Here is a 23,724-nt window from a genome sequence, read left to right on the forward strand (position 1 = left end):
TTCTTGAGCACCCTTGTGCCGAGGGGATTGTACAGCCGCGACGCCGGGAAGCGGAGCCGTTGACGGCCGGCGGCAAGGCCGGTCGTCAGGGGCGTGGAAGCGGGGGGCGAAGAGCTAGAAACGCGGCTTGCGGGTTTCCCAGTCCGGCTGGTACTTGCGCATCTGGCGCACGTCGTCGCGGCTGCGGATGTCGATGGCGAGGAATTGCTCGTGCAACTTGGCGAGCTGGTCCTGATCCAGCTCCACACCCAGGCCGGGGGCATCGCTGATTGCCACGCAGCCATTGCGGATCGGCAGCTTGCCGCCCTGGATGACCTCTTCGTCCTCTTCCTGCCAGGGATAGTGGGTGTCGCAGGCATAGGCCAGGTTGGGTACCGCGGCGGCCACGTGGGTCATGGCCATGAGGCTGATGCCCAGGTGCGAGTTGGAGTGCATGGAAACGCCCAGGCCGAAGGTGTCGCACATCCGCGCGAGGATCTGGGTGTCCCTGAGGCCACCCCAGTAGTGGTGGTCGGCGAGCACGATCTGCACGCTGTTCTGGGCCACGCTGCGGCGGAATTCGTCGAAGTCGGTGACCACCATGTTGGTGGCCAGGGGGATGCCGGTGCGCCGGTGCAGTTCGGCCATGCCGTCGAGGCCCGGGGTCGGATCCTCGTAGTACTGCAGGTCGTCCTTCAGCACCTCGGCGATGCGCAGGGACGTTTCCAGCGACCAGTTGCCGTTGGGGTCGATACGCAACGGTGCCTCGGGAAAGGCCTGGCGCAGCGCCTTGATGCAGGCCGCTTCGTGATCCGGGCCAAGCAGAGTGCCGGCCTTGAGCTTGATGCTCTGGAAGCCGTTCTCCTCGATCATCCGCGCCGCCTGGGCCACCACCTGCTCGGGGCTGATGGCTTCGCCCCAGCGATCGGGCTTGTAGGGCGCATCGATATGCTCGGCGTACTTGAGGAACAGGTAGGCGCTGAAGGGCACCTCGCGGCGCACCGCACCGCCTAGCAGCTCGACCAGAGGAATGCCCAGGGAGCGTGCCTGCAGATCGAGGAAGGCTACTTCGAAGGCGGAATAGGCGTTGGCCGCCTGCTTGCTCGGATGGGAGCCGGGTGCCAGCTCGGCACCGGCCACCACGCCACTGGCGAGGCTGGCGACGGTCGTCACCACCCGCGCACGCAGACCATTGAGGTCCCAGGCGGAGAGCCCGACCAGGCTGCTTTCCATGGCCTTGAGTACCGCCAGCACCGGGGCGTCGCCATAGCTCTCGCCGAGACCGATGTGGCCGTTGTCGCCTTCTACCTCGATGATGGATCTCAGCGCATAGGGTTCATGGATGCCGCTGGCGTTGAGCAGCGGGGCATCGCGAAAGGCGATGGGGGTGACGGTGATCCGTTTGATCTTCACGCTCAGACTCCTGGACTTGTCATTGTGGTGGTCTTTGTCAGTCATCGTATGACTAGCGGTCGGGATCTTCAACCGAAAGAAGTGCCAAGATCCTGATGGCATGACCGCATATCGCATCGGGGTTGCCCGCTCCGGGCGGGGCTGGATAAATAGCCAGCCGCCACCTCATTCGTCCGTTTCGCATGAAAGCTCCGCTCGAAGATCCCTTCTACTATCTGCACAACTTCCAGCGGGTACTGGACTGGGTCGCCCTGCGCTATCCCGACCTGCTCGACGACCGCGAGCAGGCCTTCATCGCCGCCTTCGCCGACCTGCCGCAGCCTTCGCGGGCCCTGCTGGTGCGCCTGGTGATGCGCAAGGGCGAGGTGTTCCGCGCCAGCAAGCTGGTCTATGGCGAGATCGGCTGCCCCCGCGCCGCGGCGACCCCCCTGGTGGGTCTCGGCTGGCTGCTGGCCGATCCGGAATTGCACCTGATCGAACTCTTCGCCCTGCTGCGCAAGGAAGAACTGCTCGGCTGTTTCGGCGCCCGCCTGCCCAAGGCCGGCCGCAAGGAAGACTGGCTGGCGCGCCTGGAAGCCGAACAGGCCACGCCCCTGGCCTTCAGCGGCTGGGCCGGCACCGTGCCCGAGCTGGTGGAGGAGGGCGTCTGGCGGCTGACGCTGATGGATCTCTGCGATCGCCTGCGTCTGCTGTTCTTTGGCAACCTGCACCAGGACTGGACCGACTTCGTGCTGGCCGACCTGGGGATCTTCCAATACGAGACGGTGGCCTTCAGCGCCGAATCCCGCGCCTTCGGTCAGCGCCAGGAGGTGGATGCCTATCTGCACATCCAGCGCTGCCGGCAGGCGCTGCGCGACGGGCTGCCGGCCGCCGAGCTGCTGCCGTTGCTGCCCGCCGGGCGCTTCGCCAACACCTGGCTGGAGTTGCGCCGCGGCAAGCTGCTCCACGAACTGGCGCAGCACCACGAACGCCTCGGCGAACTGGCCCAGGCGCAGGCGCTCTACGCCGCCTCGGCGCATCCCGAATCGCGCATCCGCGCCCTGCGCATGCTCGAACGGCTGGAGGACTGGTCGGCCGCCCAGGCACTGGCGGAAGCCATCGTCGCCGCGCCGGCCCATGACGCCGAACGCCAGCAGGTGGCGCGCATCCTGCCGCGGCTGGTGCGCAAGCAGGGTGGGCCGCCCAACAGGCGCCGCCCGGCCAGTCCGGTGGAGCGGCTCGATTTCGAACTGGTCAACGACGGCCTGCGCCGGGTCGAGTGGCTGGTGCGCGAGCACCTGGGCCGCGACGAGGCGCCGGTGCACTATGTGGAAAACACCCTGCTCACCAGCCTGTTCGGGCTGCTGTGCTGGGACGCCATCTTCCTCGCCATCCCCGGCGCCTTCTTCCACCCCTATCAGCGCGAGCCCGCCGACCTGCGCCTGCCGGGCTTTCGCGAGCGACGGGCCGAGGCCTTCGCCGCCTGCCTGGCGCGGCTGGACGACGGCTCCTATCCAGCGGTGATCCGCGAACGCTTCGCCAGCAAGCGCGGCCTGGCCTCGCCCTTCGTCGCCTGGGGCATCTTGAGCAGCGACTTGCTCGACCAGGCCCTGGCCTGCCTGCCGGCGCGTCATTTGCGGCTGTGCTTCGAGCGGCTGCTGGAAGATCCGGAAAACAATCGCACCGGCTTGCCCGACCTGATCCAGTTCTGGCCGGCGGACGGCCGCTACCGGATGATCGAGGTCAAGGGCCCCGGCGACCGCCTGCAGGACAACCAGCGCCGCTGGCTGGACTTCTTCGCCGCCCATGACATCCCGGTCAGCGTCTGCCACGTGCAGTGGCAGGTGGCCGCGACCTCCGCATGAGCTATCGCATCGCCGTTCGCGCCCTCTGCGAATTCACCGCCAAGGCCGGCGACCTGGATCTCAGGTTCACCCCGTCGCCCACCGCCCTGGAAGGCATCGAAGGCCACCAGCGGGTGGCGGCGCGGCGCGGTCCCGGCTATGAGTGCGAGGTCAGCCTGCAGGGCGATTTCGAGGATCTGCAGGTGCGTGGTCGCGCCGACGGCTTCGATGCCGCTGCCAATCGCCTGGAGGAGATCAAGACCCACAGGGGCAGCCTGGAACGCCAGCCGGGCAACCATCGCCACCTGCACTGGGCCCAGGCCAAGGTCTATGGGCATCTGCTCTGCCAGAGCCGCGCGCTGGCGGAGCTGACCCTGGCGCTGGTCTATTTCGATATCGGCACGGGCGCCGAGACCGTCTTCACCGAGCAGTGGACGGCCGCGGATCTGGCTGCGCATTTCGAGCTGCAGTGTTCGCGCTTTCTCGCCTGGGCGCGCCAGGAACTGGCCCATCGCGCCGCGCGCGACACGGCGCTGGCGACCCTGGCCTTTCCCCATCCCGACTTTCGCCACGGCCAGCGGCCCCTGGCGGAGGCCGTCTACAAGGCCGCCAGCGTCGGCTGCTGCCTGCTGGCCCAGGCGCCCACCGGCATCGGCAAGACGATGGGCACCCTGTTCCCGCTGCTCAAGGCCATGCCGCGGCAGAACCTGGACCGGCTGTTCTTCCTGGCCGCCAAGACCCCCGGCCGCGCTCTGGCGCTGCATGGCCTCGAATCCCTCGCCGCGCCGGTGCGGGTGCTGGAACTGGTGGCGCGGGACAAGGCCTGCGAGCACCCGGAGCTGGCCTGCCATGGCGAGTCCTGTCCGCTGGCTCGTGGCTTCTATGACCGGCTGCCGGCCGCGCGCACCGCGGCCCTGGCCGTGCCCACGCAACTGACCCGGGCACGGGTGCGGGAGACGGCCCTGGCCCATGAGGTCTGCCCCTACTACCTGGCCCAGGAACTGGCGCGCTGGAGCGACGTGGTGGTGGGCGACTACAACTACTACTTCGACGGCAGCGCCATGCTTCATGCCCTGGCCCAGACCCAGGAGTGGCGGGTCGGGGTGCTGGTGGACGAAGCCCACAACCTGCTCGACCGCGCCCGTGGCATGTACAGCGCCAGTCTCGACCAGCGTCGCCTGGCGGCGGGCAAGGCGGTGGCGCCGCCGGCCATCGCCAAGGGCCTGCAGACGCTCAATCGCGAATGGAATCGCCTGCACAAGGAACAGCAGGTCGACTACCAGGTGCAGGCGGAATTGCCCGCTGCCTTCCTGACCGCCCTGCAACGGGTGGTGGGTCTGCTCACCGAGCATTTCGGCGAATCCGGGCAGCCACCGGCGCCGGAGCTGCAGACGCTGTTCTTCGACCTGCTGCAGTTCATGCGCCTGGGCGAGACCTTTGGCGATCACTCGCTGTTCGACGTCACCCTGCTCAAGGGCCGCGGCAAGGCGCAGTCGCAACTCAATCTGCGCAACCTGGTGCCGGCGCCCTTCGTCGGTCCGCGGCTGGCGGCGGCGCACAGCTGCACCCTGTTCTCGGCCACCCTGATTCCCCAGCATTTTCACCGCGACCTGCTCGGGGTCCCGGCCGGCAGTGCCTGGGTCGATGTCGCCTCGCCCTTCGCCGCCGAGCAGCTGGAGGTGCGCCTGGTGCGGCTCTCCACCCGCTACGCCGACCGCGCCGCCTCCCGCGCACCCATCGCCGCCCTGATCGCCAGTCGCTATCGCCAGCGACCGGGCAACTACCTGGCCTTCTTCAGCAGCTTCGACTACCTCGACCAGGTGGCCGAGGCCCTCGCCGAACTGGCGCCCGACGTGCCCCAGTGGCGCCAGTCCCGCGGCATGGACGAGGCCGCCCGCCAGGCCTTTCTCGAGCGTTTCCAGGCCGACGGCCGCGGCATCGGCTTCGCCGTGCTCGGCGGCAGCTTTGGCGAGGGTATCGACCTGCCCGGCGACCGCCTGATCGGCGCCTTCGTCGCCACCCTGGGCCTGCCCCAGCTCAATCCGGTCAACGAACAGCTGCGCCAGCGCCTGCAGCGGCGCTTCGGCGACGGCTATCGCTACGCCTACTTCTATCCGGGCCTGCAAAAGGTCATCCAGGCCGCCGGCCGGGTGATCCGCACCGTGCAGGACCGCGGCTGCCTCTACCTCATTGATGACCGATTCACCCAGCCCGAGGTCAGGGCGCTGCTGCCGACCTGGTGGCAGGTGGAGGAGGGCGCGGTGCCCACGGGCGAACCTGCGCCCGCTTGAAGGCTACCGTGGTCATGGCCGCCCGCCGATGCAACTGATCCTATGGCACTCCGGTGTTTTGTTGATCGCGGCCATGGGCCGCTCCTACGATTACATCGAGCCTGTAGGAGCAACTGCCTTAGCCGTTATAGGGGTGCACCAGTTGTAGAGCCGTAGCGTGGAAAACGGCGCAGCCTTTTCCACTGGGGACTTCGTGGCGAGGGCGCCCCCACCCCAACCCTCTCCCGAGGGGAAAGGGAGCCATCCACGCAGGCGGTCATCTCCATCATCGAGCCTGTAGGAGCGGCCCATGGCCGCGATCACCGTACAGCCGTCGCTTAGGCCTCCGGCGTCTCCTCGCAAAACCTCAATCTGTTGCCAAAGGGATCGGCGATCTCCATCACCAGGCCCCAGGGCAAGGCCTCGATGCCCGGGCGGGCGAAGCCATAGTTCCTGGCCAGCAACTCGGCCTGGAAGGCGCGGATGCCGGTCATTCGGACGAAGACCGTCGAGCCCGGGCAGGCGTCGCCGTGGTGACCGGACAGGTGCAGGCGCAGGCCGGCGCGCTCGACTTCGGCGTAGAGCGGCAATCCCGGCTCGAAGCGATGCTCCCAGACCAGGCGGAAACCCAGGAAGTGGCAGTAGAATTCACGCGCCTTTTCGTCATCGAAGATGCGCAGGATGGGGCTGGGTTGCCCGAAGGTGATGGCGGCATTGGCCATGAGCGGTCTCCAGGGGCGCGAGAGGAATGTCGATGATGCCCATTCCACCGCGTCCGGCAACCCGAAGTGTGATCCGGAAAGCTTTGGTAACCGCTCTGGCAGGCCAGAGCGTGCGCTAGGCGGCAGTTCACCGGTGCGATGGCGAACCTATCCGGGTATCGTGCATTCTTTTCCTTTCTGGCGGTTCGGCTGGACCGAATCTTTCATCCTTTGTGACCAAGGTTGATCCATGCAGCGTAGACACCTGCTCAAAGCGTCCCTGGCCCTGGCGGCCTACACCGGCATTCCCTCCACCGGGCTGTTCGCCCTCCAGGCCTTTGCCAATCCGGCCAATGGCGATGGGCAGGCCTTCGATTTCGACTGGCTCAAGCAGCACGCCAAGGAGCTGGCCGGCCAGGCCTACCAGCCCACCGCCCAGAAACTGCCCGACACCCTGGCGAACATGACGCCCCAGCAGTTCAATGCCATCGGCTACGATGCCCAGCATTCGCTCTGGCACGACCTCAAGGGCCAGCTGGACATACAGTTCTTCCACGTCGGCATGGGCTTCAAGACGCCGGTACGGATGTATTCGGTGGACCCCAAGACCAATGAGGCCAAGGAAGTCCACTTCCGCCCCGAGTTGTTCAACTACAACGACAGCGGCGTCGACAAGAGCCAGCTCAAGGGCGACCTGGGCTTTGCCGGCTTCAAGCTGTTCAAGGCGCCGCACCTGGCCCAGTACGACATCGTCTCCTTTCTCGGCGCCAGCTACTTCCGCGCCGTGGACAAGACCCGCCAGTACGGCCTCTCGGCCCGCGGCCTGGCCATCGACACCTATGCCGATCGGCCCGAGGAATTCCCCGACTTCACCAAGTTCTGGTTCGTCACCCCGAACAAGAACAGCACCCGTTTCGTGGTCTATGCGCTGCTGGATTCGCCCAGCGCCACCGGGGCCTATCGCTTCGACATCGACTGCCTGAACGACCGGGTGGTGATGGACGTGGACGCCAACGTCAACGCCCGCCGCGACATCAAGCAACTGGGCATCGCGCCTATGACCAGCATGTTCGGCTGCGGCACTCACGAGCGCCAGACCTGCAATACCTACCATCCGCAGATCCACGACTCCGACCGCCTGGCCATGTGGAAGGGCAACGGCGAGTGGATCTGCCGCCCGTTGAACAATCCGCCCAAGCTGCAGTTCAACGCCTTCAAGGACGACAGTCCCAAAGGCTTCGGCCTGGTGCAGACCGATCACGAATTCGAGAGCTACCAGGACGTCATGGTCCGCTACGATCGCCGGCCGAGTCTGTGGGTCGAGCCCACCTCCGCCTGGGGCGAGGGTGCCATCCAGCTGCTGGAGATCCCCACCACCGGCGAGACCCTGGACAACATCGTGGCCTTCTGGGCGCCGGCCGAGACCATCACCGCCGGCAAGTCGCTGCACTATGGCTACAAGCTGCACTGGAGTGCGCTGCCGCCGGTGAGCACGCCGCTGGCGCGGGTCAATGCCACCCGTTCCGGGATCGGCGGCTTCCCCGAGGGCTGGGCGCCCGGTGAGCACTGGCCCAAGGTCTGGGCACGGCGCTTCGCCATCGATTTCAACGGCGGCGGTCTGTCGTTCCTGCCCGAGGGTACCGGCATCGAGCCGGTGGTGACCGTCACCGACGGCAAGGTGCAGGATTTCCACGTGCTCAAGATCGACGAGATCGGCGGCTACCGGGTGATCTTCGACTGGTACCCCACCAGCGACAACGCCGATCCGGTGCAGATGCGCGCCTTCATCCGCACCCAGGACCGCGCCCTGAGCGAAACCTGGCTGTACCAGTACTTCCCGCCGGCCGCCGACCAGCGCCGTTATCCGGACTGGAAGCAGTCCTAAGCGACGGCTGGGAAAAAGCCGCTGTGCCTCTCCGGCACAGCGGCTTTTTTATGCCCGGAGCAAGGGCGCAGAGCCTGACAGGTCGCGGTGATCAGTCGGCCAGCACCACCTGGTTGCGCCCTGCACGCTTGGCCCGGTAGAGGGCCGCATCGGCCAGGCCGTAGGCGAGCTCGAAGTCGGTGCCCGGCTGGTTGATGCTGAGGCCGAAGCTGGCCGTCACCGGCGCCGTGCCGGTCGCCTCCCGGGCGATGCGCAGGCGCAGGCATTCGGTCATGGCCAGGGCCTCGTCCCGTACCAGGGTCGGCAGCAGCACGGTGAATTCCTCGCCGCCCACCCGACCGACGATGGCCGGCGCCTGGACCAGCTCCTGCAGGCAGCGGGCGATGGCCTGGATCACTCGATCGCCGGCGGGATGGCCGAAGTCGTCGTTGATGCGTTTGAAGTGATCGATGTCCAGCACGATCATGGCACCGCCCCGCTGTCGCAGCGCCTGGCCGGCCTGGTCGATCACCGCGCCGCGATTGAGCATCCCGGTGAGGGCGTCGTGGGTGGCGCGGTATTCCAGCTGCTGGCTGAGGGTCTGCAACTGCTGGTTGAGGGCGTTCATCTCGCGTTCGGCGCGATCGCTGCGGGCGATCAGCCGGCGGGTCTCGCGCATCAGGCGTTCGAAATGCAGTGTCAGGTCGCCCAGGGCGGCGCGGTAGCGTTCGGCATCGGCGTCGTCGGCCACATAGAGGGCGCGCGCCGCCTGCAACACCCCGGCTTCCTGTTCGAACAGGTCGGGACCCGCTTCGACCGGGCTGCAGCGCCTGACGCTGGCGGTCATGCCGGCAGCTCGGGATGCTCGACGAACGTCAGCGCCTGGAAGTCCAGTCGCAGCTCTTCGCCGAATTCCTGGATGGTCTCGTCCTCGGCATCGTAGTACCAGTGCAGCTCCACCTGGTTGCCGGCCTGGGCCGCCTGGTCCAGAGCATCGAACAGGGTGAACAGCATCTTGGTGCTGGAGCTGTTGAAGTAGGCCAGGGCTACGTGCACCCGGATGCTGGCGTCCTGGCGCTGGTCGAGATAGGCCCGCAGCGACTCGATCACCGGCAGGTAGAAGGCCGCGGCGTTTTCCGGAAAGGATTCGCCCTTGAGCCAGAGCTCGTCCTCGGCGAAACGGAAGTCCACTTCCGGAGAGGTGGCGGTGGGCGCGATGAACACGGTGTCCATACGAGGTCGGAGTCCCATGTCAGATGATGGCTTTCAGGCAGAACAGGGTGGTGCCCGGCGTCTGCGTGGAGGGATGGAAGGCGAATTCCAGGGGTGCGCTGGCATCGCGCGCCATGGTCAGGAAGCCGAGGCCGGCGCCCTTGCTGTCGGCCGGGGTCTCGGCGCGCAGGGATTCGCGATAGGCCTGCTTGATCTGCTCCAGGGACATGCTGCACAGCGGCTCGAGCCGTGCGCGCAGGGCGTCGACCTTGTCGCTGACGATGGGGTTGGCACAGAGCATCTGGTAGTTGCCGTCCTGGCGGGTGATACAGACCGAACCCTGACCCAGCTTGGCGTCCGCCAGGGCGTCCGGGGGCAGGGCATCGGCGGAATAGTGCAGGACGTTCTGTGACAATTCGATGAACGAGGAGAACAGCTTGCGCCGGGTGGCGCTGCTGATCCCTTCGAATTCCAGTTGCAGCTTCACCACCTCGGCCATGGCGGCGACGATGCCATGGGAGAAATAGCCGCGGTGATAGAAGATCACGTGCTGCTGCTGGGCAATTTCGAGAAAGGCGCCGTTCGTGGGAAAGGAAGCGGTCATGTCGGTCAGGCCACGCGGATGCAGAGAAAGGTGAGGTCATCGCGACGCAGTTCGTCGCCCTGCCAGCGGGCGAGGTCCGCGCTGAGCTGTGCACAGAAGGCCGCGGTGGGCGCCGTGCGCGACTCGCTCAGCCGGGCCAGGGCGCGGCGTTTGCCGAAGGAGGTGCGCCGCGGACCGCCGATCTGGTCGATCAGGCCGTCGGTGGTGGCGAACAGCAGGCTGCCCGGTTGCAGCGGCAGGGTGGTGGCCGGCCAGCACTGGTCGAGCGGGCTGTCGGCGTAGCCGATGCCCAGACGCAGTGGCGCCAGGGTCAGGACCTCCGCGGCGTCGGGTGCCAGGAGGTGGAGGGGCATGCGGGCGCCGGCGTAGGTCAGGCTGTGGCTGTGTCTATCCACCCAGAAACAGGCCAGGTCCAGGCCGTCGTTGGATTCGGAGATGCCGCCGGACTGTCCCAGCATCGCCTTGACGCTGCCGTTGATCGCCGCCAGCAGCGCCGAGGGATCGCGCGGTCCCAGCTGTTGCAGGGCCTGGGTCAGGGACGCCGAGGCGATCAGGGTCATGAAGGCGCCGGGCACGCCGTGGCCGGTGCAGTCGGCGATGGCGCCGAACCAGCCGTCCTCGTGCTGGGCGAAGTGATAGAAGTCGCCGCCGACCACGTCGCGCGGCTGCCAGACCAGGGTGGCGTCCTGCTCCATCACCGCCAGGGCCTCGCGCGAGCTGCGCAGCATGGCGCGCTGAATGACGCTGGCATACTCGATGCTGTGCATGATCTGGCGATTCTTCTCGGCCTGCAGGTCCGCGACCATGCGCATCAGCTGCACACCCAGGCCGAGTCCGACGAAGCGACCCTCGCGGGTGACGATGAAGCCGTCGGCCAGGGCCTTTTCGCCCACCTCGACGGTGCGCCGGGTCAGCTCCTCGATGGACAGGGCGGCGTCCACCACCAGCGGCTCCTTGTCCATGAAGGCGATGCAGCTCTTGCGATCGTAGACTTCGCGGTGATACGGCTTGCTCATCTGCGAGAGAAAGATGTCGCGGTTGATCAGCCCGATCGGACGGTCGTGCTCGATCACCGCGAGACTGGTGATCTCGCGGCGTGCGTTGAACAGGTCCATGACCATGGCGTTGGTGTGCTCGGCCTCGACCGCGGGCCACTGGGTGCAGAGGTCGAGGGCGCAGCCCTGGCTGGGACGGGAGGAGGTACGCGAGGAGGACAGGGGAGCGGACGACATCGATACGAATCCGTTCTCGGAAGGTCGATGCAGCCTAGGGGCTCCGTATTGAGCTTTGATGACAGAAGCTGGCCAGGCGCCAGCACGGAGTGGCGCCCGGTCAGGGGGATGGCGTCAGCCGGTCAGGATGCCCAGGGCGGCGCGGGTGAAGGGCGGGGGTGGCACGGCGTTGAGCACCGCACCCTGCAGCTGCAGACCGCTGTGGGCGAACTGGCGCTGGGTCGCCTCGATTTCCTTGGCCGTGTTGCAACCGTAGCGCGACACCAGCAGGCAGGTGCCAGCCTGGGCGGCCAGCAGCACGGCATCGGTCACCGCCAGCACCGGCGGGGTGTCGAGGATGACCAACTCGTAGTCCTGCTGCAGACCGCGCAGCAGTTCGGTACAGCGCGCACTCATCAGCAATTCGGCCGGATTCGGCGGGCGGATGCCCCCCACCAGACAGTCCAGGCCGGGTATCGCCGAGGGCTGGATCGCCTGCTCGGGCGTCGCCAGTCCCGCCAGCACCTCGGCGAGGCCCGGGCGGCGGGCCAGCTGCAGGCGCCGGTGCAGGCGCCCGCGCCGCAGGTCGGCATCCACCAGCAGCACCCGCATTCCGCCTTCGGCCAATACCCGCGCCAGTTGCACGGCCACCGACGACTTGCCGGCGGCAGGGCTGGCACTGGTGATCAGCAGCAGATCGTTGCGCGCCTCGGTGCGGGCGAAGGCCAGGCTGGTCCGCAGGATCCGCAGGGCTTCCTGGTAGCCGCTGTCGAGCGAGGTCTGCAGTGGCCCGCCGACCTGGCGACTCGGCGCCAGCGGCAGTTGCGCCAGCACCGGCAGGCCGAGGTCTTCCAGGCCCTCGGCGTCTTCGATGCCGCGCTCGAGACTGGCGCGCAGATAGACCCAGGCGGCGCCGGCCAGGCAGCCGAAGAGCAGGGCGCTGAGGATCAGCAGGGGCTTCTTGGGATAGACCGGGGCGATCTGGGTGTAGGCGCTGTCGATGATGCGCACATCGCTCACCGTGCCGGCGCGCACCACCGACAATTCCTGGATGCGCTTGCTGATCAGTGCATAGACCTTGTCCGCCGCCTCCACGTCGCGCTGCAGGCGCAGCACCTCCTGCTGGGTCTGCGGCAACTTGGCCAGGCGCTGCTGCAGGGCCTGACGCTCGCCGTTGAGCACCTGGCGGCGCGCCAGCAGGCCCTGGTAGAGCGGATGGGTGGGAGTGAAGCGCAGGGCCAGGCCCAGGCGCTCCATTTCCAGGGCCGATAGCTGGGCGTCGAGCTCCACCGCCTGGCTCAGCAGGCTGCGTCCCTCCGCGCCGATGGCGATGGAGCCCCGTTGCCGCTGGTAGCGGTCCAGGGCCTGGCGACCTGCAGTCAGGCGCTGGTTCACCTGCGGCAGTTCCTGGCGCAGGAAGGCCAGCTGCTGGGTGGATTCATCGGCGTTGCGGGTCACGTCCTGGCGCACATAGGCCTCGGTGATGCCGCGCAGGATGCGTTGCGCCCTGAGCGGATCGGTGTCCTGCAGCTGGATCGAGAGGATGCCCGAGCGCTTGCCGCGCTCGCTGACCATGAGCCGTTCCTGCAGCGCCTGGATGGTCACGCCACGACGCTGCTTGACCAGGATGAATTCGGTGCCCGGATAGGCGTGCAGCTGGGCGATGTCCAGGCGCAGCTCGCCGGCGCTGGCCGGCTCGCCCAGCCGACTCTCCAGCAGCCGCTTGCCCTGGGCATCGCTCAGCAGGAAGCGATCCGGGGCCTCGGCGGTGAGGGTGAGTGGCTGGCCATAGAGGGCATCGGGCACGCTCAGGCTGGCGATGGTCAGCTGCTCGCCGCCCCAGCCGAACTGCTTGAGGCCGAACAGCGGCGGGGCGACGGCCCCACCGGCTCGCTCGTGACGCCGGGCCAGCCAGTCGCCCAGCAGCGGCAGGCGCCGCGGGGTGACGCTCAGGTCCAGGCCCTCGGCGTCCACGACCTCGCCGACCACCCGCCGCGAGGTGAGCAGCTGCATTTCGGTGACGGCTTCCGGCGGTGGCATGGGCCGGCCATTGTCGGATTCGTCCAGACGCACGATGCCGCGCTGGTATTCGATCTGCACCGTCGCCACCGCCTGATAGCGCGGCGCGGCCAGCTGGGTATAGGCCACGCCCAGCAGGGTGCAGAGGGCAATGCAGACGAGCAGGCTGCGGCGATGGCGCCAGAGGGCGGCGCAGTAGCGGGCGAAGCCGATGTCCGCCGCCTGGGTGGCAGCGGGTAGCGAGTGATGCGACTGGTCCATGCAGGAGCGGGCCTTGGGCAGGTACGGAGGAGGACAGCCGTCGCGGCCGCGCGCTGTCGAGGAGACACCGCGCGGCGAACCGGGGGCGAAATCGTCACGCCAGGCAGGGCACAGCTTGGAACACCAGGCGCTGGATCAGGGATCCGCACCTTGTCGGCTGGAGTGCTGCGTCGACTCTAAGCGAAAGCAAAAGCCAAAAATGTGACACTCCATGCAGAACGTGACAGATGCCCGCTTGGCAGTCTCAAGGTGCTAAGGCAGTCTTCTTCGCGACCTGTCGTGTCTCCGGACGACAAGCCCTGGCTTGCGCCGGGTTTTCCGGAGCCGCTGGTGCCCTGCCGAGGCTGGCGGGCGCACCCGGGTATCAGATGCAAACGCCGCTGCCTCCCGGCAACGGCGTGTTCCTGACGGCTTCTTGAATGTAGTCAGCGGTTGAAGCCCGGTTACCCGCCCATGCGCCGCTTGGCCTGCGTGGGCGGTCTTGCACCGGCTGTACCAGGCCTGCGGAAGATGGCGCCTGGTTCTTCACTGCCCTGGACGGCGTTCTCGACTGCATGGCTGTCAGGAGACAGGACAATGAGCGTGGTATCTGACGTTACCCATCCCGGGGTCCGGGTGGGACGGTGGCCGTTCTGGCTGGGCGGTCTGGCGGTCGGCCTGCTGTTATTGCTGGCCCTGCTGTGGCGCCTGCCGGATTTCCGCGACGGCACCGGGGCGCAGAATCTCGAAGCCAGCTATCACGTCCTGCTCAGCCTCAATGCCCTGGACGAGTCCGGCGTGGCCCGGCACTGGTGGTTGCCCACGGTGACCCTGGGTGGCAGTCACGACAAGCAGGTGTCCTGGGGCGCGACCATTCCCACCCACAGCGGCGACTATGTCTACACCAGCTTCAGCAGCTACGGCTTCCTCGCGCCCTATTTCGGTCTCAAGGCCGCGGGCCTGACGCCTTCGCTGCACAGCCTCGCGCTGTTCAACGCCGCCCTTGGCGCCCTGACCGCGCTATTGCTGTTTCGCCTGCTCTATCTGGTGCTGCGCAGCCATGGCGCCAGCCGCGGCCTGGCCGCCACGAGCGCGGTGCTGGGCTGCCTGATCGCGATCTTCAGCCGCGAGGCGCTGCTCTCCCAGGGCCTGCTCTACTGGGTGCAGAGTTTCTACCAGGTGCTGCTGCTGGCCAGTCTGCTGACCTTCTTCCACTACCTGCGGGCGCCGGCTGGCCAGCGCAACCGCCTGGGCTGGCTGCTGGCCGGCCTGGTCTGCTTCGGCGCCCTGACCGAATGGACCGGCTACGTCTTTGGCGGTGGACTGGTCGCGCTGTTCTGGCTGCAGCACCGGCACCTGCCGGAAGGCCGGCGGATGGCCTGGCGCCTGGCCTTCGCCACGGCGCTGGCTGGCCTGCTGGTGCTGTTGCACTACAGCCTGGCGGCGGGTCTGTTGCCGACGCTCAAGGCCTTTGCCCGGCGCTTTCTCGCCCGCAGTCCGAACAATGCCCACCTGGCCGATTTCTTCACCGGCTACGGGCTGTCCTTCGGCCTGTTCCTGGCCGCGGTGGCCATCGCCCTGGGGGTGCTGCTCTGGAAACGCAAGTCGCTGAACTGGCCGCGCAGCACCGCGCTGCTAGTGGTCGCCGCCAGCGTGCCGCTGCTGGAGAATCTGCTGCTGCTGCAGCACGCCACCCAATTTTCCTTCGATCGCCTCAAGTTCATCTTTCCCGCCGCGCTGCTGCTCGGCCTGGCCTTCCTGGCGCTGAAGACCCCAGGGCGTGCGGTGCTCGTCGTGGTGCTGGTGGCCGCGGCCCTGCAGAACGGCCAGACCTATCGCCAGGACCTCGCCGGCTATGCCGGCTGGGGCGCCATCGACCGGCAGAACCAGGCGCTGGTGAGCCTGGTGAAAGGCCAGGTCGCGCTGGACTGCACCCTCATCTCCACCGACATGACGGTGCGCGGCTACGCCAACCTGCTGTTCCACCGCAGCATCCACGAATTGCAGCGCCAGTCGCTGGACTACCACGGCGAGCCGGGGGCCTGTGGCGGGCTCTATCTGGAAGGCCGGGAATTCCGCGTCGACCTGCCGGAATACACCCGCGCCCGCCTGAGTCTGGCGGATGGCCGTCAACTGACCTACGCCAAGGTCGAGGGTGACTGGCGCCTGCAATGAACGCCCTATCCATGAACACGCTGCGAGGAAACCGGGCATGCCGGGTACGCTGATCAATCGACTGAGTTTTCTGGCCCTGGGTGGCCTGATGGTCCTGCAGTTCGGCGTCTTCGAACAGAGCCCGACCAATCCGGTGGGCATCCGCTACGTGGGTGAACTGTACCTGGCGATCTGCCTGGGCTTCTTCGCGCTCTTCACCCTGAGCACCTGGCATCGGCCGCAGCGCGACTACCGGCTGCTGATGGGCTTCTGCCTGTTTTCCACGGCGATGTTCGTCGGCCTGCCAGCCGTGTTCGCCCAGCTGTTCTGGGGGCAGCCGCTGGTCTACGGCCTCATCGAGGAGCGGCGGGTGCTCTACTGCTTCAGCGCCTTCCTGGTCCTGTACCTGGCCAAGCGGCTGAATGCCGTGCAGTTCGAGAATCTGATCATCCTGGTCGGGTTGCTCTCGGCGCTGCTGTGCTGGCTGTCCTACTTCAAGATGCTGCCGGACCTGCGCGACGAGGTGAAGGACCTCAGCCGCCCCGGACGGGCCTCCACGGGAGCGGGCGCCATCTTCTTCGGCTATTTCATCTGCATCTACTTCGCCGGTCGCGGGCGTTCCTTCATCGACGGCCAGTTGCGGCCCAAGCTGAGGCACGGCCTGCTGGCGCTGTTCTTTCTGGCGACCATCGTGGTGGTGTTGCAGACCCGCCAGCTGATCGTGGTCTGCCTGGTATTCACCATCCTTGCCCTGCGCGCGCGCCTGATCGGACCGGCGCTGTTCGGCGCCATCATCATCGCGCCGCTGATCCTCTATCCGCATCTCCTGGAAACCCTCGGCTTCAACCTGGATTTCTATGCGCGCTCGGTGCAGGAAGGCCCCACCGACAATGTCCGGGAAAACACCATTTCCCAGATCATCAACCACCTGCAGCTGTACAACGGCCTGCCCAGCGGCAGCCTCAGCCTGATGTGGAACGACGGCTTCAAGCCGATCTTCGGCGACTACTTCTTCCTCTCCGATGTCGGCATCTTCGGCACCGTGTTCCGCTTCGGCTTCCTGTCGATCCTGGTGATTCCCATCGGCCTGGCGGTTCACTACCTGGTGGCGCGCAAGCTGAGCCGCGACCTGGAATTCACCCTGGCGGTGTTTCTCGCCTTCATGACCATCTGGCCGCTGCAGGGCCTGTTCGAATACCAGGGCACCGCGGCCCTGCTCTTCGTCATGCAGGCGCTGAAGACCTACCACGGTTTGCCCCAGTACGGGGTGGTGAGCCTGCCGGAGCCACCGGGGGCACTGCCGCCCGGTCGCCAGGTCCTGCCGGTCTAGCAGCCGGTCAGGCGTTCGACGCGGCGTTCGCCGGGAAAGAAGAAGGGACGCAGGCGCACGCCCAGGCTGTTGCCGAAAAAGGCGGCCACCAGCCACAGCCAGCCATGCAGGCTGCCCGAGGCGATGCCGCTGAAGTAGGCGCCGATGTTGCAGCCATAGGCCAGCCGCGCACCGTAGCCCAGCAGCAGGCCGCCGAGCACCGCCGCCACCAGCGATCGCGCGGGGATGCGCAGGCTGGGGGCGAAGCGCCCGGCGAGGCCCGCGGCGGCCAGGGCGCCCAGCATGATGCCGAGATTCATCACGCTGGTGACATCGAACCAGAAGGGCTCGGCCAGCGCCCGCGCATTGGCCGGTTGCTGCCAGAAGGCCCAGCCAGAGACGTCCAGCCCGAGCAGACCGGCACCCTTGGCGCCCCAGAGAGCGAAGGCCGAGGTGACGCCCCAGGGGCGACCGGCCAGGGCCAGGGTGACGAAGTTCAGTATCGCCAGGGCGATGGCGCCCCAGACCAGCGGCCAGTTGCCGCGCAGCAGGCGTGCCGCGCCCTGGTGTTCGCCGGGGACCGTGGCTTCCAGTCTGCCGTGGCGACGGCGCTCCAGCACCACCGAGATCCAGGCGATCAGGGCGAAGGCCGCCAGGCTGACCAGGATGCCGGGCAGCACGCCCAGGCTGGTCACCAGGGAGGTGGGCGGCAGGCTGGGCAGGGCGAACCACCAGCCCAGGTGCTGGGTGGCGATCAGCGAACCGATGACGAAGAACAGCAGGGTCACCAGCATCCGCGCATTGCCGCCGCCGGCGGTGAACAGGGTGCCGGAGGCGCAGCCACCGCCCAGTTGCATGCCGATGCCGAACAGGAAGGCGCCGATCACCACCGAGGTGGACAGCGGCGAGACATTGCCGCGCACCGCCTCGCCGAACAGACTGCCGGCGCCGAGGGCGGGAAAGAACAGCAGCACCGCCAGGGCCAGCATCACCATCTGAGCGCGCAGCCCGGCACCGCGACGGTCGAGGATGAACACCCGCCAGGCCGAAGTGAAGCCGAAGGCGGCGTGGTAGAGGGTCAGGCCCAGGGCGCCGCCGAGCAGTAGCAGCAGGGCCTGACGACCGCCCACGGCCTGGTTGAGAAAGACCATGCCCACGGCCAGCAGGCAGGTCGCCCACAGGGCCGCCCAGGGCAGGCGAGGAGAGGAGAGCGTAGAGGTCTGCTGCATCATGGTTCCGGTAGCTTCGAACTAAAGTCCGACTATTTTAGTGGGACTTGTTCGGGAATCCCAGCGGACATTCGCTGCTGGTTGAATGAAAAGGTTACATCGATATAACCAGAAGTTATTGGCCGGGCATTACAGCCATTTGCTCGGCGTTGTGGTCAAAGCGGCCAAAGGAATCTTCCGGAGTTACCGTGTCCGCTGCTGTCGCCCTGTCCGCTTCCGCTTTGCCCACCCTGTCGCGGCTGCGCGGCTGGACTGCCCTCGTCGCTGCACTGGTCCTGGCCGGTTGCAGCCTGACGCCGACCTCCCAGGGGCCCACGCGCTCGCCGGCCGAGGTGCGCGCCGAGTTGCTGCGGTTGTTGCCCGCCAGCGTGGCGGATCGGCAGGGCTGGGCCAGCGATATCCAGACCGCCTTCAGCGCCCAGGGTCTCGAGCCGTCGACGGACAACCTCTGCGCGGTGCTGGCGGTGGCGGAGCAGGAATCCACCTACCAGGTCGATCCGCCGGTGCCGGGGCTGGGGCGGATCGCCCGGGAGGAGATCGATAGACGCGCGGCGCGGGCCTATGTCCCCCAACTGCTGGTGCGCACCGCGCTCAACCTCAAGTCGCCCAGCGGCAAGACCTACGCCCAGCGCCTGGACAGTGCCCGTACCGAGCGCGAGCTGAGTCTGATCTTCGAGGACTTCATCGCCATGGTGCCCCTGGGCGGCCAGCTGTTCGGGCGCTTCAATCCGGTACGCACCGGCGGACCCATGCAGGTCAGCATCGACTTCGCCGAGGCCCATGCCCGCGGCTATCCCTATGACCGCGACGGGTCCATCCGCCACGAGGTGTTCAGCCGCCGGGGTGGTCTCTATTTCGGCACCGCGCACCTGCTCGGCTATCCGGCGGACTATTCCACGCCGCTGTATCGCTTCGCCGATTTCAACGCCGGCTGGTACGCCAGTCGCAATGCCGCCTTCCAGAGCGCGGTGAGCCGGGCTACGGGGGTGAAGCTGGCGCTGGATGGCGATCTGGTGGTGCCCGGCTCGCGCACCCAGGGCGAGACCGAGCGCGCGGTCAATCGCCTGGCGCCGGCCCTGGGCATGAGCGACATCGCCATCCGCCATGACCTGGAGGCGGGTGAGTCCGAGGACTTCGCCAAGACCGATCTCTATGCCAAGGTCTATGCCCTGGCCGAGCGCAAGGCCGGTCGCAGCCTGCCGCGCGCCATGCTGCCGGGCATCACCCTGGAAAGCCCCAAGATCACCCGGACCCTGACCACCGCCTGGTTCGCCCAGCGGGTGGAGGAACGTTGGCAGCGCTGCCGGGGCCGTGCCTCGCGCTGAGCGGGCAGGGGGCCGAACGGCGTTTTCCAGGTGACGAGGGTCGGGCCCGGGGATGGCAATTGGCCAGACTATTCGCCTACCATGGGGAGATGAAGCGGCCTCGCGCCGTGCGGTTCTGGTGTAGTCCCTAGAGGTCCAGATGACCGATATCCCCGGCTCCCGGTTGACGCTGATCGTCGACCAGCCCACCCCCACGGCCCGCCATCGGCTGCCGCCCCGCGAACAGGCCAAGGCCCTGCGCCTGCTGCGCACCCTGGGCCTCGAAGCCGATACCCCGCCGGAACTGGTGCTGGCCTGGCTGGAGCGCCGCGATGGCGGCTGCTCGCTGCCGGAAGCGGCGCGCCAGATCGGCCTGGGCAACTGGCTGGGGATCACCACCAGCCTGGCCGATCTCACCCAGAATCTGGCGCGCTTTGAAGCGGCCTACGCCCTGGACAGCGTGCTCGACTCCCTGAACGTCCTGGTCGAGCAATCGCCGCCGGAGTCCCGCTAGCCGCTAGAGGCCGGCACCGCGGATGTTGACGTAGAGGCTGTAGAGCGAGTGGGAGCCGGCCATGAACAGCCGGTTGCCTTCCGGGCCGCCAAAGCACAGGTTGGGGCAGCGTTCCGGCAGGTGGATGTGGCCCAGCGCCTTGCCGCTGGGATCGAACACCCGCACGCCATCGAGGGCTTCGGGCTTGGCCGCCGGCGCGCCACTGCTGCCCCAGCCGCACCAGAGATTGCCCGCCACGTCGCACTTGATGCCATCCAGGGCGCCGTATTCCAGCGCCTCGATGTGCTTGCGGCGCTCGCCCAGGCTGCCGTCGTCCTTGACCGTATAGGCCCACACCAGGCGATTGGGCTTGGCGCGGCCCTCGACCACATAGAGCAGCTTCTCGTCCGGCGAGAAGGCCAGGCCGTTGGGACCGTTGAGATCGCCGATCACCCGGGTCACCGCCAGACTCTCGCCGTCGATGCGATAGACCCCGTCGGGCTGCTCGGTCTTGACCCGATGGCCCTCGTAGTCGCTGTTGGCCTGGAACGGCGGATCGCTGAACCAGATGGAGCCGTCACCCTTGACCACCACGTCGTTGGGCGAGTTGAAGGGCTTGCCTTCGAAGTTATCGGCCAGCACCGTGAGGCGCCCGTCGTGCTCGGTGCGGGTGACCTGCCGGCCGAGACCGTGGGTGGTCGAGCCTTCACAGGCGATCAGCCGACCCTGACGGTCGCGGGTCAGGCCGTTGGCGAAATTCGACTGGGCGCGATAGGTGTCCAGCCGGCCGCTGACCTCATCCCAGCGCACGATGCGGTTGTTGGGGATGTCGCTCATCAGCAGGTAGTTGCCGTCGCCGATCCATACCGGCCCTTCGGCCCAGCGCAGACCGGTGGCCAGGCGCTCGACGCTGGCGTTGAACAGCCGCAATTCCAGGAAGCGGTCGTCGAGGATCTCGATCAGCGGATCGGGATAGCGTTGGCTCAGGGGTTCGGCAGCGCGGGCGAGGGTGGGTAGCGCGAGGGCCGCGCTGCAGATGAGGCCGCCCTGAAGCAGACGACGACGCGACAGCGGCCGGGCGAGCCCCGGGGAAGAGTCATGCATGGTGCAGGTCCTTGATTGTTATTGTTCAGACGAGGCTATGCGGATCGACCTGCGGCAGCAGGCCAATCGTCTGACATCATATGTCTTGTGACGCAGGGCGCCAACCCGGGATCCGCGCTACTCGGCGTCCAGCACCAGGCAGGTGCGGGCACGGCCCTGGCGCTTGGCCTGATAGAGGCGGCGATCGGCTTCGTGGAGGAAGCCTTCGAGGTCATTGGCGACGCCGCTGAAGACCCCGGCGCTGAACGACAGTGGCGGGGCGCCCGGGGCATAGGTCTGGGCGTGGCAGTAGCGCCGCAGCAGGTCCAGCGCCTGCAGCAACTGCTCCGGGGGCATGCGGCTGACCAGGGCGAATTCCTCGCCGCCGAGGCGGCCGGTGAGGTCCTGGGGCAGGGTGCGGGCCAGCGCCTGGGCGAAGACCACCAGGGCGCTGTCACCGCTGGCATGGCCGTGCTCGTCGTTGATGCGCTTGAAGTGATCCAGGTCGAGCATGGCCACGCTCAGCGAGTGACCTTCGCGTTCGGCCTGGCGAAACCACTCCTGGGCCTGGTCCTGGAAGGCGCGGCGATTGCGCAGTCCGGTGAGGGAATCGTACTGGGCGGCGTGGGTGAGGGCGCGCATGAGGTCCCGCCGCTCCAGGGTCGAGACCACCCGGCAGTTGAGCTCCTCGGGGCAGAAGGGCTTGCGCAGGAAGTCGTCGGCGCCCTGCTTGATGAACTTGGCGCTGAGCGAGCCCTTTTCGTCGGCCGACAGGCCGATGATGCTGAGGTCGTGGCGGCGCAGCTTCTGCCGCAGCAACTGCACCAGTTCGAAGCCGCTGAGACCAGGCATGCTGTGGTCCACCACCAGCAGGTCGATGTCCGGCTGCTCCTGCAGCAGGCGCAGCGCCTCGTTGCCGTCGCAGGCGTCCAGCAGCTGGTAGCGGTGGGGCGTCAGCACGTGGCGGATGTAGTTGCGGGTGGCGTCGGAGTCCTCGGCGATGAGGATCTTGACCGCGGTGTTGCTGTCCAGCCGGCGCAGCAGCCGGAAGGCGAATTCGTAGGAGTACTGGCTTTCCTTGAGCACGTAGTCGACCACGCCCTTGGTCAGCAGATCATCGCGCCGGCGTTCGTCGTAGGAGCCGCTGAGAACGATGCAGGGCAGGCGATAGCGCAGCACCAGATCGACGCTTTCGCCATTGGGCGCATCGGGCAGGTTGAGGTCCACCAGGGCGGCAAAGAACAGATTGGCCGAGGTTTCCAGCATCAGCTCGGCTTCGGCCAGGGTGGCACAGAATACCGGCTCGAAATCGCGCTGCTGACGAAAGAGGTGCGCCAGAATCTTGAGGACCATGGGGCTGTCTTCGATGACCAGGATGGAGCGCACCGGTAACTCCTGCAGGACAAGGATCGGCCGAGAGCCGGCCTGGCGTCAGATGAAGCGATCATTCGCCTAGGCGTATCGGCCAAAGGATCGGCGACTTGAATGGTCGCCGATCCTTGGCGTTTCAGCTGTCCGGCAGGCCTTCCAGGGGGCGCTGCCGGGGCAGGCGCAGGGCGTCGTCGCGCGGCAGCGGACGGCTCAGCAGGTTGCCCTGTACCTTGTCCACCTGCAGTGCCTTGAGCGTCGCCAGTTCGGCGAGGGTTTCCACGCCCTCGGCGATCACCTCCTTGCGGGTCTCGCGGGCGAAGGCAATGATCGCCGAAGCCAGCGCCCGGCGTTCGGCGTCGCTGTCGATGTCACGGACCAGACTCATGTCCAGCTTGATCATGTCCGGCCGCAGCCTGAGGATGTGCCTCAGGCTCGAATAGCCGGCGCCGGCATCGTCGATGGCCAGGCGCACGCCCTGGGCCCGTAGCGGTTGCAGCTGGGCATGGAGGGCGGCGTAGTCGTCGACCTCGGCGTGCTCGGTGATTTCCAGCACCAGCCGGCCCGGCGGATTGCCCGCCAGCAGCGCGGGCAGGCGGCCGGCCAGGATGGTCTGCGGTGAACAGTTCATGGTCAGGTAGGTATCGTCCGGCAGGCTCTGCAACCCTTGCAGTGCATAGCGCATGGCGCTTTCTTCGAGTTCGTCGCCCAGGCCCACCGCCGTGGCCTCGGAAAACCACAGATCCGGACTGCGCTGCGGCGGGCAATGGAAGCGCGACAGGGATTCCCAGCCAGCGATACGCAGATCGGCGAGATGATAGATCGGCTGGTAGACGATGCTGGGTTGGTGGGCGGCCACCGCCCCCTGGATGCGCTCGCGCATCTCCACCTGGCCGCGGCGGCTGGAGACGTCCAGGCTGAGGCGATCGGCCACCAGCTCGGCGAAGGTCCGCACCAGTTCCAGGTCTCGGGGACTGAGGGTTGGATCGGGCTGGTACTTGAAGCAGCAGAAGGTGCCATAGAGCTCGCCGTCGTTGAGTCGCACGGGCACGCTCAGGTGCGCGCCGATGGGCACGGCGCGGGTCTCCGGAATCAGCCGGGTGGCGCCGACGGCCCGGGTGTCGGGGATGAGTTCGGGGAGATGGCCGGTGACCACCTGCTGGCAATAGCCCTGGCTGAGCGGCAGGGCATCGCCGGCCTTGATCGGCGCATCGGGCACGGCATCGACATTGCGAAAGACCCGGTCCTGCTGGCGAAATTCGGCCAGGAAGGCCACGTCCATGTTCAGATGGGTACGCAGCGCGTGCAGCACCTTGTCGATGCAGCCCTGGCTGCTCAGGTTGCCGGTATCCAGGCCAACCACGTCCAACAACTCGGTACCTGATTCCCTCATGTCCTCACTCCCGGGAAACTGCGACCTGAACCAGTGTAGAGCCTGGAATGAATTT

General features: G+C 67.3%; 18 protein-coding genes. 7 read left to right on the forward strand and 11 right to left on the reverse strand.

What is annotated here, in order from left to right; genetic code table 11:
- Positions 1-114 precede the first annotated feature (114 nt).
- Positions 115-1,392 carry a glucarate dehydratase family protein gene (locus QE444_RS08615; protein WP_273862688.1) on the reverse strand — a complete coding sequence of 426 codons (1,278 nt, stop codon included), beginning with the start codon at positions 1,390-1,392 and terminating at the stop codon, positions 115-117.
- Positions 1,393-1,574: 182 nt separating this feature from the next.
- On the opposite strand from QE444_RS08615, the gene QE444_RS08620 reads away from it, so the two are divergent.
- Together QE444_RS08620 and QE444_RS08625 are read left to right on the forward strand one after the other, a co-directional pair.
- Positions 1,575-3,236 carry a VRR-NUC domain-containing protein gene (locus QE444_RS08620; RefSeq protein ID WP_309737890.1) on the forward strand — a complete coding sequence of 554 codons (1,662 nt, stop codon included), beginning with the start codon at positions 1,575-1,577 and terminating at the stop codon, positions 3,234-3,236.
- On the forward strand, positions 3,233-5,506 hold the full coding sequence (locus QE444_RS08625; RefSeq protein WP_309737892.1) for an ATP-dependent DNA helicase: 2,274 nt from the start codon (positions 3,233-3,235) through the stop codon (positions 5,504-5,506). Before QE444_RS08620 ends, QE444_RS08625 begins: the two co-directional genes overlap by 4 nt.
- Before the next feature lie 317 nt (positions 5,507-5,823).
- Here QE444_RS08625 and QE444_RS08630 read toward each other — a convergent pair whose 3' ends face one another.
- A complete protein-coding gene (locus QE444_RS08630; protein WP_133859922.1) occupies positions 5,824-6,207 on the reverse strand; it encodes a glyoxalase superfamily protein in 384 nt (127 codons plus the stop codon).
- Positions 6,208-6,436: 229 nt separating this feature from the next.
- Here QE444_RS08630 and QE444_RS08635 point away from each other — a divergent pair, with 229 nt between their 5' ends.
- Complete coding sequence (locus tag QE444_RS08635) at positions 6,437-8,071, forward strand: glucan biosynthesis protein D (protein ID WP_280310446.1); 1,635 nt, start codon at positions 6,437-6,439, stop codon at positions 8,069-8,071.
- A 91-nt stretch (positions 8,072-8,162) separates the two neighbouring features.
- On the opposite strand, the gene QE444_RS08640 is transcribed toward QE444_RS08635, so the two are convergent.
- The 5 genes from QE444_RS08640 to QE444_RS08660 all read right to left on the reverse strand — a co-directional run bounded on the left by QE444_RS08640 (position 8,163) and on the right by QE444_RS08660 (position 13,357).
- Positions 8,163-8,897 carry a GGDEF domain-containing protein gene (locus tag QE444_RS08640; RefSeq protein ID WP_280310448.1) on the reverse strand — a complete coding sequence of 245 codons (735 nt, stop codon included), beginning with the start codon at positions 8,895-8,897 and terminating at the stop codon, positions 8,163-8,165.
- Positions 8,894-9,283: a DUF1987 domain-containing protein gene (locus tag QE444_RS08645; protein ID WP_208694355.1), complete on the reverse strand. Its 390-nt coding sequence runs from the start codon at positions 9,281-9,283 to the stop codon at positions 8,894-8,896. Before QE444_RS08645 ends, QE444_RS08640 begins: the two co-directional genes overlap by 4 nt.
- 19 nt (positions 9,284-9,302) lie before the next feature.
- Entirely contained in the window at positions 9,303-9,866 is a 564-nt protein-coding gene (locus QE444_RS08650; protein WP_187978635.1) for a SiaB family protein kinase, read from the reverse strand.
- A gap of 5 nt (positions 9,867-9,871) precedes the next feature.
- The gene (locus QE444_RS08655) at positions 9,872-11,098 is read right to left on the reverse strand and encodes a SpoIIE family protein phosphatase (protein WP_285387485.1); all 1,227 of its coding nucleotides are present in this window, start codon (positions 11,096-11,098) and stop codon (positions 9,872-9,874) included.
- 114 nt (positions 11,099-11,212) lie between these two features.
- The gene (locus tag QE444_RS08660; protein ID WP_309737897.1) at positions 11,213-13,357 is read right to left on the reverse strand and encodes a polysaccharide biosynthesis tyrosine autokinase; all 2,145 of its coding nucleotides are present in this window, start codon (positions 13,355-13,357) and stop codon (positions 11,213-11,215) included.
- 576 nt (positions 13,358-13,933) lie between these two features.
- Here QE444_RS08660 and QE444_RS08665 point away from each other — a divergent pair.
- On the forward strand, positions 13,934-15,511 hold the full coding sequence (locus QE444_RS08665) for a hypothetical protein (protein WP_309737899.1): 1,578 nt from the start codon (positions 13,934-13,936) through the stop codon (positions 15,509-15,511).
- A gap of 37 nt (positions 15,512-15,548) precedes the next feature.
- Positions 15,549-16,820 carry a hypothetical protein gene (locus QE444_RS08670; protein ID WP_309737901.1) on the forward strand — a complete coding sequence of 424 codons (1,272 nt, stop codon included), beginning with the start codon at positions 15,549-15,551 and terminating at the stop codon, positions 16,818-16,820.
- Here QE444_RS08670 and QE444_RS08675 read toward each other — a convergent pair.
- The gene (locus tag QE444_RS08675) at positions 16,817-18,028 is read right to left on the reverse strand and encodes a YeeE/YedE family protein (RefSeq protein WP_405046413.1); all 1,212 of its coding nucleotides are present in this window, start codon (positions 18,026-18,028) and stop codon (positions 16,817-16,819) included. The genes QE444_RS08670 and QE444_RS08675 overlap by 4 nt on opposite strands.
- Positions 18,029-18,249: 221 nt before the next feature.
- On the opposite strand from QE444_RS08675, the gene QE444_RS08680 reads away from it, so the two are divergent.
- Positions 18,250-19,353: a DUF1615 domain-containing protein gene (locus tag QE444_RS08680; protein ID WP_309741962.1), complete on the forward strand. Its 1,104-nt coding sequence runs from the start codon at positions 18,250-18,252 to the stop codon at positions 19,351-19,353.
- Positions 19,354-19,492: 139 nt separating this feature from the next.
- Positions 19,493-19,846: a hypothetical protein gene (locus QE444_RS08685; protein ID WP_133859912.1), complete on the forward strand. Its 354-nt coding sequence runs from the start codon at positions 19,493-19,495 to the stop codon at positions 19,844-19,846.
- Positions 19,847-19,849: 3 nt separating this feature from the next.
- Here the strand turns inward: QE444_RS08685 and QE444_RS08690 are convergent, their stop codons facing one another.
- The 3 genes from QE444_RS08690 to QE444_RS08700 form a co-directional block, all read right to left on the reverse strand.
- Positions 19,850-20,929 (reverse strand): SMP-30/gluconolactonase/LRE family protein, encoded by a 1,080-nt coding sequence (locus QE444_RS08690; protein WP_309737904.1) that lies wholly within the window; start codon positions 20,927-20,929, stop codon positions 19,850-19,852.
- A gap of 117 nt (positions 20,930-21,046) precedes the next feature.
- Entirely contained in the window at positions 21,047-22,294 is a 1,248-nt protein-coding gene (locus QE444_RS08695; RefSeq protein ID WP_133859910.1) for a diguanylate cyclase domain-containing protein, read from the reverse strand.
- 121 nt (positions 22,295-22,415) lie between these two features.
- A complete protein-coding gene (locus QE444_RS08700) occupies positions 22,416-23,669 on the reverse strand; it encodes an EAL domain-containing protein (protein ID WP_187978642.1) in 1,254 nt (417 codons plus the stop codon).
- Positions 23,670-23,724 lie beyond the last annotated feature (55 nt).

Source organism: Pseudomonas sp. SORGH_AS_0199 (genome assembly GCF_031453735.1).
Lineage (GTDB): Bacteria > Pseudomonadota > Gammaproteobacteria > Pseudomonadales > Pseudomonadaceae > Chryseomonas > Chryseomonas aestiva.